Origin of the sequence: Roseobacter sinensis, from assembly GCF_025755255.1 — a bacterium.
GTDB lineage: Bacteria > Pseudomonadota > Alphaproteobacteria > Rhodobacterales > Rhodobacteraceae > Roseobacter > Roseobacter sinensis.
On the sequence record NZ_JALIEB010000017.1, the window covers coordinates 33,464 to 46,591 of the forward strand.

The window sequence follows — 13,128 nt, forward strand, 5'->3', positions numbered from 1 at the left end:
GCTGGTGGACACCGAAAGGGGACAGATTGCCTGGGTCAGAGGCCAGAGGGGCAGGGCAGGGCACCCTGACACGGGGCTTGCCAGAGAAGGTCAGCACCGGATTCACAGCACATTTCCAATCTTGGCTTTGAGATCCAGAATGTTGTCGCCAGAAGGCGCCCCAAAATCGTCGAACATCGCCGAGAGATCGAAGGTCGAACGCGTCTCGATGTCATCAAAATGCACCTTTAGCCAACGGTCTGCCGCGGCGCGTCCAATATCACGCAGATGCACAAGAAAAGCCCACTCGGAATTCAGCTTGGAGGAGGCCCCCATCGAAAGCATCTCGCGGCATCCGTCGTCGATCATGTGCATGTTCATCCGGCGGTAATCCCGCTCTGACAGAGCGCCTTGGTCAATCAACTGGTCAATCAGATGGATGGCCCTCAAGTCGCGCAAAAGCGACGCGTTGAACGTGATCTCATTGACCCGATTCTGGATGTCGCGCGCGCGCGTTGGCGTACCCGGACGTTTCAGCGGATTGATCTGTATGATCAGGATGTCCGAAGCGGGCGAGTGATCGATGAAGGGAAAAAGGACCGGATTGCCCATGTATCCGCCGTCCCAGTATGGAACGCCATCAATCTCAACGGCCTTGAACATGAAGGGCAGACAGGCCGAGGCCATCACCACATCGAGCGTGATCTCATGCCGATGGAACACTCTCGAGCGTCCGGTTTCCACATTTGTGGCCGAGATGAAGACGCCCATGTCCTTTTCGCCGGAAACTTTTCCGAAATCGATGAAATCCTCAACGACATCACGCAGCGGATTCATGTCAAACGGGTTGAGATCGTAGGGTGACGCCATGCGGCTCAGGAGATCCATCCAGAAATAGCCGGGGTTGGCATCCAAGGACCAATTGCCGGTCATCATGTCGAAGGGCGTGCGTTTCAGCGGACTGGTTTGCCCGGCGCGAGACACCGTGCGCCAAAAGGCTTCGAGGGCGTCACGCGCACCATCCGCGCCGTTGTCATACATGCCCTGCGCGGCGACCACGGCGTTCATCGCACCGGCACTGGTGCCGGAGATGGCTTCGATCCACAGTCTGTCTTCTTCAAACATGCGATCCAGCACGCCCCAGGTGAAGGCGCCATGTGATCCGCCCCCCTGAAGAGCCAGATTGATCGACTTCTCATGCCGTTTCTGGCGACCTCTGCCTTTCATACCATATCCTCTCTCGGATCAATGCGCAGTCCAACCACCGTCAACGGGCAACGCCGTTCCTGTCAGATGCGCGGCTTCGTCAAACACAAAAGCTGCGCACAGCGCGCGGCGTTGTTTGACCGTGACCAACTCCTTGGTCACTTGCGCGTCGGGCAAAGCACCTCGCTTGACGCCTTCTTTTCCGATATCGAAGGCTTTGACCGTGTCCGGGATTTGTTGTTTCGACATCGGTGCCAGGACGTGTCCTGAAGATGTCGCGCCGACGTTCCCGGCTTGGTCAGGGACGGTCTTCCCCAGCCCGACACGCCCCCGTTTGGTAGTCACATGAGCCGCATTATTGGGTGATGTGATAAGGCCATGCGCCGAAGCTGCTCTTTTGGTCCGTCCCCATTTTCGCGCTTTCATCGCGTGCAGCGCATGTCGGATCGTACGAGAGGAGTTTTGCACGTTTGTCGCAATGATGCCGGGCCATCGTTCCGCCAAAAAACCCTCAATCTGCTCTATGTGCTGCATAAAAGCAGTCTTGGCCGATGCGTGCACGGGGCCACCATCGGTGCCGTTGGTACATCCTGTTATTGTTGCGCATGCCATAGCAGCGTCTTTCATCTACCGGCGCCCGATGCAGCCCTTAGCATCCACATGAGGAACCTCTTTCGACAAAGAATACCTCTCACGGACTGTTGAATGCCCGATGGGCAAAATGTGAGCAACGATACATGCCAACGTCAAAAAGTCATCAGTCGCGCAACACCGATCGCAAGCGGGTCCTGATAGCAGGTGGGGATGGCCTATAGCGCGGACTTTCCTGCTTACCGTGCTGTTTCGGGAGGCGGCCTCTCATTGCCGCCGGTCGCTGCGAGCGCAAAATTTCGTGTGGGCCGGTCCTTCAAAATGCAGACAAGCGGGATTTTTGCTGCTGCCATACCAATGACTGCCTTGATCACGACAACTCGTCCAAAAGTGCACTCTTCAACGCATCGTATTCGCTTTGAGGGATGCCCCGCATTGCCGTATCGCGGTCAGTCACCTCATCGTCATAGCTATCCGGTGCAGGAAAGCGAGCACCCGGCCTGACGAATTGGCTGTCGGTCAGGTCACATCGTCTCCCGTCTATGCGGTTGTAGTAGTGCCAAACCGTGGGATAGCGCGTTCGCAGAACCTCTCCACCAAACAGGTCATGGATGACCGCGCTTGTGACATTGCATTGACCATTTGCGGGGTTCTCCCTTGACCACTGTTTCGCGGTTTCCAGTGACCACGCTTTTTCCAGGGCTGCCCTGACTTGATCTTCGTTGAATATCACTCGGTTTTGGCTCCAGTCCGGTTCGTCACGCCAGCTACCTCTCCTGCAAAGCGAGCCGAAGGCCCAAAGCACAGTAGATGCTGCCAACCACTTTGCCTTGCCACTTGAGGACAGTTGGATTGCGACGGAGGACGTGACCGAGGCGACCCGCGGCGACGGAGTAGACGATTGTGCCGAAGAAGCCGATCAATGCGAAGACAATACCCAGAATGGTAAGCTGCAGAACAACAAAACCCCTCTCTGGAGCAACAAACTGAGGCAGGAACGCAAGGAAGAACAGCGCGGTTTTGGGGTTCAGCACTTCTGCCAAGATCGCCTGCCGAAACGCTTGAGGTGCTGTGATGGGAACGCGACCCTGGCCCAGATCAACCGAGGTCTTCTCGAAGATCGCCTTCAAGCCGAGGTAAACCAGATAGCCGGCGCCGAGATACTTCACGATTGTGAAGAGTGTGGCCGACGCTGCGATGATTGCGGAGATGCCGATTACAGCCATGATCGTGTGGATGAAATCGCCCGCGGTGATGCCTGCGCCTGTGGCGATGCCGACCTTCGTTCCAGAGGTGGTGGCGCGTGCAACCGTCAACAACGTTGCCGGGCCGGGAATGAATACGAAGCCAAGAACGATCAACGCGTAGGTCTGCAATACGGTAGGGTCGATCATTCTGCGGTCTCCACAAATTCTCGGGCTTACAGAAACCCACAAGAAGTGACGAATGACAAGCCCGGGGCGCCAGACGCCCACGGCGCCGACACGCATGAGGAGGTCGGGGCAAACCTAAGACCTTTCCCACCTCACGAAGCGAGACTCGGCGTGCCGGGCGCAGCTGCCATCTGCCTCGCGGATTTGAAAATCGGCTTGATAGCAGCTTCGGACATCCGAAATTGCCGGCTCGGAGATTACATGTCCGCTTTGTGTAACGCGTTGATCAAATTCATCCGTGGAGCCGATCCTCCCTTGCAACTGCAAAAAGCACCGTGCTTCGGCTGTCGCTGCAGTCGTGGGGATGCAGACATCCCCGCGCGAGCACAACTGGGAAAGCACGCCAAAACATACACCGATCAAACAACAGCTGTGTTGATGAATTCTGCGACGAGTCTCAAACGGATCCGGTCCTTGGTCGCGATCAGATATGTAGCCTGAGTTTCCGGCATTTCATGAACGGAGACTTGTGCCAAGTTGTCCCGGATCAGGCTGCTGTCGCGCAAAAACAATGCCACGCCAATGCCCTGCAGCACCGCTTCGCACATCAGCGGAAACGTGGTCATGGTCACGGTGCGGGACACCGTGATCCCGCGCTCTCGACAGACCTGTGCCAGCAAACGCTGTGTGAGCGAGCCTTTTTCCGGCACGATCAGCGTTTCCTCGCGTAGATCTGACAGTGACACCGCGTCCTGCCCGGCAAACCGGTGGGTGTCGGGGCAATACAGAACATATGCCGATTGCTCAATTGCGATGCGCTCCCAAGCCTCATGTTGCGGGGCATCCGTGATCAGGCCGACGTCAGCCAATCGGCCGCGCATCATGGATGTGGCGGTTGTCCAGTCATGCAAGCCGAAATCGATATGAATATGCGGGAATCGCTGCCGAAAGCGGGCAATGATCTTCAGCGCGGGTTGGGGGGCATTGCCGATGATTTTCAGCCTGCCGTCCTGCATCGCATTGAATCCATCCAGGCGCTCCGAGACCTCGGCGTCCAATGCAACCATGCGATCGGCAAGATCGTAGAACTCCTGCCCTGTAGCGGTGAGTTCTACACCGTCCCGCCCCCGCAGCAGCAAGACGGCACCGACAATTCTTTCAAGGTTGGCCACATGCTGCGTGATTGTGGATTGCGTGACACCGAGCCGGGCCGCGGCGGCGGAAAAACTACCTTCTCGAACGACATAGGCGAAGGCTTCGAACTGATGATGGTTTGGGCGCATCGTCGCTCCTTTCGCGACACCCATAGGACCTATCGGTTTCACCAATATGACGTCACAAAACTTAAGCGAGGTCAGCTTAGCGTTTCACCCGATACCGGAGGAATCATATGGCAGACCTTCAGATCACGTCAGTCACCAAGCGCTTTGGCGAGACACCGGTTCTCAACGGTGTGACGTTGGATATCGCAGATAGTGAGTTCGTCTCATTGGTGGGCCCGTCCGGGTGCGGCAAATCTACCCTGCTTCGGGTCATTGCCGGCCTGGAAACGCCAGACAGCGGGGCTGTCTCGATTGGTGGTGCGAATGTCACGACCACACGCGCGGCGGACCGCAATCTGTCCATGGTGTTCCAGTCCTATGCGCTCTATCCGCATCTGACGGTGGCAGAGAATATCGCGGTGCCCTTGCGTATGCGTCAGTTGACGCACCTGCAGCGCATGCCTCTGATTGGAGGGCTTCTGCCGGGAGCGCGGGGTCACAGGCAAAGCATCGCGGCTGCGGTAAACGCCGCCACCGAAATGCTCGAGATCAAATCGCTCCTTGACCGCAAGCCAGGACAGCTTTCGGGAGGGCAACGACAGCGCGTGGCTCTGGCCCGCGCGCTTGTGCGCGATCCTGCCGCCTTTCTCTTGGACGAGCCGCTGTCAAATCTCGATGCCAAACTGCGTGTTCAGACCCGCGCAGAAATTGCAGAACTGCACCGCCGCCTGAACGCAACATTCATCTATGTGACCCACGATCAGGTCGAAGCGATGACCATGTCTGACCGGATCGCCGTGATGATGGGCGGGGAAATCCTGCAATGCGCGACGCCCGAGGTCATCTACGAAGATCCTGATGACATACGCGTGGCCGAGTTCATTGGCTCGCCCAAGATAAACATCCTGCCGATAGAGCGGGTCGGGCACCAGCTTCAGATCTTCGGCAGGCCGCTGGAGTGGCGTCTGCCCCCTGGCAGTCCACAGATCATGCAGCTTGGCCTGCGCCCCGAGATGGTGCACCTGACCAAGAGGACACCTCGGCTCAGGGGCCGGGTTGCACATGTCGAGAATCTTGGCGCCGAAGTGTTTGCGCACGTGATGGTGGATGACGGAGCCATGCGCGTGACGCTGCGCGCCTCACCCGCCGAGCAGTCGATGTTGGTGCTTGGCGCGGAAGTTGGACTGGGCTTTAACACCCGTGCCGCAATGATCTTCGACGCTGATGGCAAGCGTCTTCGCAAGATCGAAACCATGGTCGGTACCGCCGTCGAGGTCGCTTGAGATGGCAGTGCTTGACGCCGGCGCAATCACACAAGCCACAGCCGGGAACCGCGAAGCGCGAACGGCTTGGGGACTGACGGCACCGGCGCTGCTGCTCATGGTTCTGATCCTGCTGGTTCCCGTGGTCGTGGCCGGGGTACTCTCTTTCACCAACTATTCGCTGGGCAACGCGAGCTTTGATTGGGTCGGCGCCGAGAACTATGAACGGCTTTTCACCCGTTCGACCTACGAAAAGATGTTCATCGCGACGTTCACCTACGTGGTGACTGTCGTACCTATCTCTGTCGGTTTGGGCTTGGGCGCCGCGTTGCTTTTGCATTCGCTGGGCCGGATTGGTGACATCTACAAGACGATCTACTTCCTGCCGGTGATGGCAACGCTGCTGGCCATGGCGATTGCGTGGGAGTTCATGCTGCATCCCACGATTGGCATGGTGAACAGGACGCTGGCGATGGCCTGCGGAACGTGGCTCGAAGTCGTTCCGTTCGTTGCAAATGGCTGCGCCGGGGGGTTTCCGCTTTGGCTCGGCGATCGCGACTATGCCATCTGGGTCGTCTGTTTCATCGGCATCTGGCAAGGCTTTGGTTTCAACATGGTGCTCTATCTGGCCGGACTGACAGCCGTGCATCGCGAGCTTTATCACGCCGCCGAAATGGACGGGGCAAAGTCGGCTTGGGAGCGGTTCCGTCTCGTCACCTGGCCCGCGCTCGGGCCAACAACGGTGTTCGTCGTCACCATCTCCTGCATACGCGCCTTTCAGGTCTTCGACACGGTCGAGGCGTTTTGGCCGCAGGGCGGCGGCCCGAACAAGTCTGCCTACGTGATGATGTTTGCGATCTTCGAAAAGGGCGTGCAGCAGAACCTGATCGGTATGGGATCGGCCATTACCATGCTGTTTCTGGCCTTCGTCATGTCTCTGACGCTGATCCAGCGCTGGCTGGTTGAACGCAAGGTGCATTACGGATGACGCGAGAGTGGTGGAAGCATCTGGTTCTGGTCCTCGGCGCCATTGTCGTCCTGGCACCGTTTTACATGATGGTCAGCTACTCCTTCAAAAGCCCGGGCGAGATCGACCGGGGCGAGGGCGGCTTCTTCGGTCGCCAGGAGACGATGATCGACCCGCGCTGCGTCGCCCTGCGCCAACCGGGCCGCGCAGAGATCGAAGACGCAAGTTCACGGTTTCCTGGACAGGATGATGCGGATGTTCAGGCAGCTCTGCTTGCCGAAACCGAAAACGACTGTTCCATGCGGCCTGTTGTGTTCAACTACACCAAAGCGTTCACCGAGGCGCCGCTGCTGCGGTATCTGCTCAATGGCGTGATCGTCACCGTTTCGATCTTCCTGATACAGGTCGTCGTCGCGCTACCAGCCGCCTATGCGCTGGCAAAGTTGCGGTTCTGGGGCCGCGAGACCGTCTTCGGGCTGGTTCTGTTCTGTTTGCTTATCCCGGTGCACGCCATCGCGTTGCCGCTCTACATCATGCTCGCCAAACTGGGGCTGACCAATACCTACGCCGCCCTGATCGTACCGTGGACCATCTCGGTGTTCGGTATCTTTCTGATGCGCCAGTTTTTCATGACTGTGCCCGATGATCTGATCGACGCGGCGCGCATGGACGGGATGAGCGAGTTCGCCATCGTCTGGCGCGTCATGTTGCCGACGGCGATCCCCGCGCTGCTCGCCTTTGCCATCTTCAGCATCGTCGCCCATTGGAACGACTATTTCTGGCCGCGCATCGTTGTCACCGGCAACCGGGACCTCTTCACGCCCCCGCTTGGGCTGCGCGAGTTCAAGGGCGATGGCGACGGATCTTTCTTCGGTCCGATGATGGCCACTGCCACCGTTATCGTGACGCCGCTGATCGTCGTGTTCCTGATCGCGCAGCGGCGCTTTGTCGAGGGGATCACACTGTCTGGAATGAAGTAAGGCGGGATCGTTCCCGCCTTACCCATAGCACCCCGAACGGGGATCATCACCGGGGTCTGCCAATCGCCAAACCGTCAGCCCCGACAACTGGAGTAGATGTAATGAAACACACGACAACTGCAATGGTTCTGGTGCTGGCTGCCAGCGCCGCAATTGCCGAGGACAAGGTGACAATCGAGTTTGCCTATCCCTACAGCCACCTCTTTGATGTCACCTATGAGGCGATGATGCCGGCTTTCAAAGAGGCGCACCCGAACATCGAAGTGAAGTTCCGCGCCACCTACGAGTCATACGAGGACGGCACCAACACCGTTCTTCGTGAAGCCGTGGCTGGCAACCTGCCGGATGTGACCATGCAGGGTCTGAACCGTCAGCAGCCGCTTGTCGAAAAGGGCATTGCGCAGTCGCTGGAGCCTTTCATCGCGGCTGAGGCTGATTTCGAGAAGGACGGCTATCACGAGGCAATGCTGTCTTTGTCGACCTTTGACGGCGAGGTCTACGGCTTACCCTTCTCGGTTTCTCTTCCGGTGGGCTACTACAACATGGATATCCTGCGTGAAGGTGGCATCGAAGAACTCCCCCGGACGTGGGACGACGTCATTGCCGCTTGCAAGACCATGAGGGCCAACGGGATCGACAACCCGATCTTCTGGGGTTGGAACATCACCGGCAACTGGTTCATGCAGGCGCTGCTGTGGAGCCAGGACAAAGCCATCGTCGAGAACGGCAACGTCACCCTAGACAGCCCCGAGACGCTGGTCGCGCTCGAACAGATGCAAGAGATCTTCACCGAATGCGAGATGCAGAACCTTGAGTGGAAAGCCGCGCTTGCGTCCTTTTCTGCGGGGGACATCGGCATGATGTTCTGGTCCACCTCGGCGCTTGGCGCGGTCGAACGGAGCCAAGGCGACTTCGAACTGGTCACCGGGCCATTCCCAGGGTTTGACGGCAAGCCGATGGGTCTGCCTGCAGGCGGCAACGCCGCGATGCTGACATCGACCTCCGACGACCCGAAAGTGCGCGAAGCGGCTTGGACTTGGCTGAAATACATCACTTCGGGTGAAGGTGCCGCCGAAGTGGCCAAGACCACTGGGTACATGCCACCGAACAAGGCCGCCAACGAGATCATCCTTGCGGATTTCTACGAGCAGAACCCGAACAAGCAGACTGCCGTGGACCAGTTGCCACTGCTGCGTGACTGGCTGGCCTATCCCGGTGACAACGGTCTGGCCATCACGCAGGTGATCTACGATTCGATCGAGCGGGTCGTCACCGGCGATGCCACTGACATGAAAGAGCTTCAGCAGGAAATGGTCGAAGAAGTCGCGGACCTTCTCCCCAATGGCTGACACTTTTATCGGTCACTCCCGAGTGGAGTGACCGGCTTTTCTTGACGAAGGACGGAAGCGTTGAAACTCGTTCATATTTCAGACATCCACCTCACAGTGCCCGGGGAGCGTATGGGTGGGCTCAATCCTCACAAGCGTTTCGAACAGGCTCTTGCAGATGTGCGCGCGCACCACAGCGACGCGGCGCGGATCATCATCACCGGCGATCTGACACATTGGGGTGAACCTGCAGCATATGCCGCGCTGAAGGACGCGTTGTCATATCCGCCTTCTCCGGTACGGCTGCTGATCGGCAACCACGACGACCGCGCTGCGTTTCTCTCGGCCTTTCCGGATCATCCAAGAGATCCCGGCGGCTTCGTCAACTATGCCGAAACGGTGGCGGACACGCGCCTGATCTACCTCGACACGACTGCCCCCCAAACGCACGCAGGGCATTTCTGCGCCATGCGTCGAGACTGGCTGGAAGGTGAATTGGAAAGCTGCAGCCGCGCGCGCGTATTCATGCATCACAATGTCATGCCACTCGGCTGGCCGGCAGAAGACAGGATCGCGCTTGTTGCCGAAGATCGGGAACCTTTCGCAAAGCTGTTGACCCAACACCAGGATCATATCGACTACATCCATTTCGGCCATGTGCACGCACCGGTTCATGGTACGTTTTGTGGCATTCCGTTTGCCTCGGTCCGGTCTACCGGCAACCAATCCGTCCCGGACCTTGCAGAACAAGACCTGTTGCAAGGCGCACCGATGGCACCGTCCTACTCCGTGATCATCGCGCGCGATTCAGGCACGATCATTCACGAGATACCATTCACCTGGGACGGCCCCATCTTTACGGCGGGCACCGCTTGGGAAGACTGGGCCAAACCCGTCGCCGCGGAATGAAATTCATCCACTTGACGGATACGCATGTGATCGGGTCGGGGTTGCTTTACGGGCGAGATCCGGCTGAACGCCTGCGGGGTGCGGTCAACTCAATCAACCAGGAGCACGGCGATGCAGCCTTTGTCGTCCTGACCGGCGACATGACCCATTGGGGCGACGCAGAAGCCTATGCCCGCCTTTCGGGCGAGATCGGCAAACTGGAGATGCCTGTGCATCTGATGGTCGGCAACCATGACGACACGCCCGCCTTTGCCAAGGCCTTTCCGCAGGCGCCGCGCGACGAGAACGGCTTTGTCCAAACCGGTTTTGACACGGAATTCGGGCGGTTTCTGCTGTTGGATACAAAGGACGTCGGAACCCCTGCTGGCGCCTATTGCGCCGCCCGGCGGGACTGGCTGCGGCGCGCATTGGAAACGGCGGACGGCCCCCTAGTCCTGTTTATGCATCATCCGCCTCTCAGAACGGGGATTGCGGCCATGGATCGGATCATGTTGCAGGAAGCCGAGGCGTTCTTCGACGTGATCGCACCCCACAAAGCCCGCATAAGGCACCTGTTCTTCGGTCACGTTCATCGCGCGATTTTCGGCAACTGGCGCGGCATCAGCTATTCATGCATGCGGGGGTTAAACCATCAGGTGGCTCTGGATCTTGTCGATGATCCGACCCGAATTGCCGCGACCTTCGAACCGCCGGCCTTTGGCGTGGTGTTGCTTTATCCGGATCAGATCGTGGTTCACTTGCACGACTACACCGACAGCTCAAAACCGTTTCTTCTTTGATGGCGTTTCACTCAGGAGATCCAAGCGGAAAACGCTGGGTGCCCCAAAGCCCGCGTTTCGAGCACGATAAGCCAAGCTCCGGTCGGAAAGCTGTTTCACGCCGGGGCAGTCAGTCGAACGACTGGGCGACAGGGCGGCCTAAGCTGGCCCCGGCTGACCGGGATGCCAGTGCTCGCCCATAGCCACGATGCAGGATGTTCCGTTTGCGTAATTCTGAATGATCAGCCAGTCGCCATTTCGCTCTGTGACCCAGACTTCCACCATCTTATCGGGGTCGCGCATGCCCATGCCCATGCGCTCGGCCCCCCAGACGTGCTTCAATCGCTCGGTCATCCGGGTGCTGTCATCGCAACTGACATCCGCCGTTCTGGCCTGGACAAGTGTCGGAAGCGAAAGCCCGATGACGAGGATGAGAGCAAGAGGATTGGTCATGGCGCCTTGATAACCGCTCGGCTCCCGTAAAGTAACAGTTTTGTGACATCCTGGGGGCAAATCCTGCAGCCCGTGGATCGCGCGACGGCCCCCAAGTCGGATCAGGGCGCATCTGTCATATTTTTGTAGCGCAACTGTCAAGCTCCTGAATCGAAACTGTCACGCAACTGTCGATTTACTGCCCTATTCGCCTCCCAAACGCGGGGGCGATATGCTGCACATCGATACGCTAACAAAGCGGTTCGGGGACAAGACGGCTGTAGATGCAGCCAACATCACCATCGATAGACCGAGCATGATCGGGATCATCGGGCGGTCAGGGGCGGGAAAATCCACGCTCCTGCGCATGATCAATCGTCTGACCGACGCGACCGACGGCACCATTACGTTTGACGGTGAAGAGATCACTGCATTGCGCGGCGCGGCAAAGCGGGACTGGCAGTCGCGCTGCGCGATGATTTTTCAGCAGTTCAATCTTGTACCGCGCATGGATGTGGTCTCCAACGTCTTGCACGGGACCTTGAACAAGCGCTCGACCTTGGCGACGATGTTCAACCTTTACCCGCAGGCGGACATTCACAAGGCGATCGAAATCCTCGATCGTCTTGGTATCGCGGAACAGGCACCGAAGCGGGCGGAGGCCCTGTCCGGTGGCCAACAACAGCGTGTCGCCATCGCGCGGGCTTTGATGCAGGATCCCAAGATTATCCTCGCTGACGAGCCGATCGCCTCACTCGACCCGATGAATGCGCAGGTGGTGATGCACTCGCTGCGCACCATCCACGAAGAAGACGGTCGCATGGTGATCGCCAATCTGCACACCTTGGACACGGCGCGGCGTTACTGCGACCGTGTCATCGGCATGCGCGATGGACGGATCGTCTTTGACGGCACGCCCGCGCAACTGACCACCGGCGTGGCGCGCGACATCTATGGCGCAGGTGCTGATTTTTCGGAGGCCGCCACTTCAACCGAAATCGAAACACTGGACAGACCCGGGATCCGCGAAGCAGAAGCCTACGTCTGAGCCAGTTCACCCCGCGTGATCGGCGCGGGCCACCTTCATCAAAATCAATGGAGAGAACGATGAAAAAGACCCTCGCACTGGCGCTCGTCGCCACGACCACATTGAGCACAGCCGCTCTTGCCGACGGCATCACCGAGTTCCGCATCGGTATCCTGGGCGGCGAAAACGCGCAGGACCGGATGAACTCCTATCAGTGTCTGGCCGACTACACGACCGAGGCGCTTGGTGTCGAGACCAAGCTCTTCGCCCCGGCCGACTACAACGGTGTGATCCAGGGCCTGCTGGGCGGCACAATCGACATGGCGTGGCTCGGTGCGTCGGCCTATGCCGCCACCTACCTGCAGGATCCCGAAGCGGTCGAGCCGGTGCTGATCAAGGTCAATGTGGACGGCTCCATCGGATATCACTCGATCGGTTTTGCCCGGAAGGACAGCGGCATCACCTCTCTTGATGACATGGAAGGCAAGGTGTTTGGCTTTGGTGATCCGAACTCGACGTCCGGCTACCTCATCCCTTCCATCGAGATCCCGCAGTTCAAGGACGGTATCACCATGGAGTCCGGCGACTACTTCGGTGAGGTCAAGTTCACCGGTGGTCACGAGCAGACCATCGTTGCCGTGAACAATGGCGACATCGACGGCGGTGTGACCTGGGCGGATGGCCAGGGCAACTGGGAAGACGGCTACAACTCCGGCGCGCTGCGCAAAGCGGTTGATGCAGGCCTGGTGGACATGAATGACCTGGTCCAGATCTGGAAATCCAACGTCATCCCCGAAGGACCCATCGTGCTTCGCAAGGAACTGCCGGCAGATGTGCGCGCGACCATGACGCAGCTGGTCGATGCGCTGCACGAGCGCGACCCCGACTGCGCCTATGGTGTGGCCGCAGGCGACACTCTGGGTTTCCAGCCGGTCACCCACGACACCTACATTTCCATCGTCGAGGCCCGCAAAGCCAAGATCGGCAGCTGAGCCAATTTCATGACGTGTCCGGTGGTCCTTTGGGGCCGCCGGTACTTTGTTCGGGGGTAAGG

Annotated in this window: 14 protein-coding genes; 8 read left to right on the plus strand and 6 right to left on the minus strand. The window is 58.7% G+C overall.

What is annotated here, in order from left to right:
- Positions 1–102 precede the first annotated feature (102 nt).
- The 5 genes from MUB52_RS19435 to MUB52_RS19455 form a co-directional block, all read right to left on the minus strand.
- The gene (locus tag MUB52_RS19435; RefSeq protein WP_263845808.1) at positions 103–1,206 is read right to left on the minus strand and encodes a patatin-like phospholipase family protein; all 1,104 of its coding nucleotides are present in this window, start codon (positions 1,204–1,206) and stop codon (positions 103–105) included.
- Between the two features lie 18 nt (positions 1,207–1,224).
- On the minus strand, positions 1,225–1,812 hold the full coding sequence (locus MUB52_RS19440) for an SDR family oxidoreductase (protein WP_263845809.1): 588 nt from the start codon (positions 1,810–1,812) through the stop codon (positions 1,225–1,227).
- A 334-nt stretch (positions 1,813–2,146) separates the two neighbouring features.
- Entirely contained in the window at positions 2,147–2,509 is a 363-nt protein-coding gene (locus MUB52_RS19445; protein WP_263845810.1) for a YunG family protein, read from the minus strand.
- A gap of 34 nt (positions 2,510–2,543) precedes the next feature.
- Positions 2,544–3,170 (minus strand): LysE family translocator, encoded by a 627-nt coding sequence (locus MUB52_RS19450; protein ID WP_263845811.1) that lies wholly within the window; start codon positions 3,168–3,170, stop codon positions 2,544–2,546.
- 398 nt (positions 3,171–3,568) lie between these two features.
- Entirely contained in the window at positions 3,569–4,432 is an 864-nt protein-coding gene (locus MUB52_RS19455) for a LysR family transcriptional regulator (protein ID WP_263845812.1), read from the minus strand.
- A gap of 107 nt (positions 4,433–4,539) precedes the next feature.
- On the opposite strand from MUB52_RS19455, the gene MUB52_RS19460 reads away from it, so the two are divergent.
- From MUB52_RS19460 to MUB52_RS19485, 6 genes are all read left to right on the plus strand, one after another.
- Positions 4,540–5,694, plus strand: coding sequence for an ABC transporter ATP-binding protein (locus MUB52_RS19460; protein ID WP_263845813.1), 1,155 nt, complete (start codon positions 4,540–4,542; stop codon positions 5,692–5,694).
- Position 5,695: 1 nt separating this feature from the next.
- Positions 5,696–6,661: a carbohydrate ABC transporter permease gene (locus MUB52_RS19465; protein WP_263845814.1), complete on the plus strand. Its 966-nt coding sequence runs from the start codon at positions 5,696–5,698 to the stop codon at positions 6,659–6,661.
- Positions 6,658–7,620 (plus strand): carbohydrate ABC transporter permease, encoded by a 963-nt coding sequence (locus tag MUB52_RS19470; protein WP_263845815.1) that lies wholly within the window; start codon positions 6,658–6,660, stop codon positions 7,618–7,620. The genes MUB52_RS19465 and MUB52_RS19470 overlap by 4 nt, the downstream gene beginning before the upstream one ends.
- A 101-nt stretch (positions 7,621–7,721) precedes the next feature.
- Complete coding sequence (locus MUB52_RS19475; RefSeq protein ID WP_263845816.1) at positions 7,722–8,969, plus strand: ABC transporter substrate-binding protein; 1,248 nt, start codon at positions 7,722–7,724, stop codon at positions 8,967–8,969.
- Between the two features lie 60 nt (positions 8,970–9,029).
- Positions 9,030–9,857, plus strand: a complete 828-nt coding sequence (locus MUB52_RS19480; RefSeq protein ID WP_263845817.1) for a metallophosphoesterase — start codon at positions 9,030–9,032, stop codon at positions 9,855–9,857.
- The gene (locus MUB52_RS19485) at positions 9,854–10,636 is read left to right on the plus strand and encodes a phosphodiesterase (RefSeq protein ID WP_263845818.1); all 783 of its coding nucleotides are present in this window, start codon (positions 9,854–9,856) and stop codon (positions 10,634–10,636) included. The genes MUB52_RS19480 and MUB52_RS19485 overlap by 4 nt, the downstream gene beginning before the upstream one ends.
- 138 nt (positions 10,637–10,774) lie before the next feature.
- Here MUB52_RS19485 and MUB52_RS19490 read toward each other — a convergent pair whose 3' ends face one another.
- Entirely contained in the window at positions 10,775–11,068 is a 294-nt protein-coding gene (locus tag MUB52_RS19490) for a hypothetical protein (protein WP_263845819.1), read from the minus strand.
- Between the two features lie 211 nt (positions 11,069–11,279).
- Between MUB52_RS19490 and phnC the strand changes: the two genes are divergently transcribed.
- The gene (gene phnC, locus MUB52_RS19495; protein ID WP_263845820.1) at positions 11,280–12,095 is read left to right on the plus strand and encodes a phosphonate ABC transporter ATP-binding protein; all 816 of its coding nucleotides are present in this window, start codon (positions 11,280–11,282) and stop codon (positions 12,093–12,095) included.
- Positions 12,096–12,154: 59 nt separating this feature from the next.
- Entirely contained in the window at positions 12,155–13,066 is a 912-nt protein-coding gene (phnD, locus tag MUB52_RS19500) for a phosphonate ABC transporter substrate-binding protein (protein WP_263845821.1), read from the plus strand.
- Positions 13,067–13,128: the final 62 nt, after the last annotated feature.

Bases quoted from the DNA above. Each gene is read 5' to 3' on its own strand.
- MUB52_RS19490 (WP_263845819.1), bottom strand. From the start codon at position 11,068: ATGACCAATCCTCTTGCTCTCATCCTCGTCATCGGGCTTTCGCTTCCG.
- MUB52_RS19485 (WP_263845818.1), top strand. From the start codon at position 9,854: ATGAAATTCATCCACTTGACGGATACGCATGTGATCGGGTCGGGGTTG.
- MUB52_RS19475 (WP_263845816.1), top strand. From the start codon at position 7,722: ATGAAACACACGACAACTGCAATGGTTCTGGTGCTGGCTGCCAGCGCC.
- MUB52_RS19440 (WP_263845809.1), bottom strand. From the start codon at position 1,812: ATGAAAGACGCTGCTATGGCATGCGCAACAATAACAGGATGTACCAAC.
- phnD (WP_263845821.1), top strand. From the start codon at position 12,155: ATGAAAAAGACCCTCGCACTGGCGCTCGTCGCCACGACCACATTGAGC.
- MUB52_RS19465 (WP_263845814.1), top strand. From the start codon at position 5,696: ATGGCAGTGCTTGACGCCGGCGCAATCACACAAGCCACAGCCGGGAAC.
- MUB52_RS19470 (WP_263845815.1), top strand. From the start codon at position 6,658: ATGACGCGAGAGTGGTGGAAGCATCTGGTTCTGGTCCTCGGCGCCATT.
- MUB52_RS19435 (WP_263845808.1), bottom strand. From the start codon at position 1,206: ATGAAAGGCAGAGGTCGCCAGAAACGGCATGAGAAGTCGATCAATCTG.
- MUB52_RS19455 (WP_263845812.1), bottom strand. From the start codon at position 4,432: ATGCGCCCAAACCATCATCAGTTCGAAGCCTTCGCCTATGTCGTTCGA.
- phnC (WP_263845820.1), top strand. From the start codon at position 11,280: ATGCTGCACATCGATACGCTAACAAAGCGGTTCGGGGACAAGACGGCT.
- MUB52_RS19450 (WP_263845811.1), bottom strand. From the start codon at position 3,170: ATGATCGACCCTACCGTATTGCAGACCTACGCGTTGATCGTTCTTGGC.
- MUB52_RS19460 (WP_263845813.1), top strand. From the start codon at position 4,540: ATGGCAGACCTTCAGATCACGTCAGTCACCAAGCGCTTTGGCGAGACA.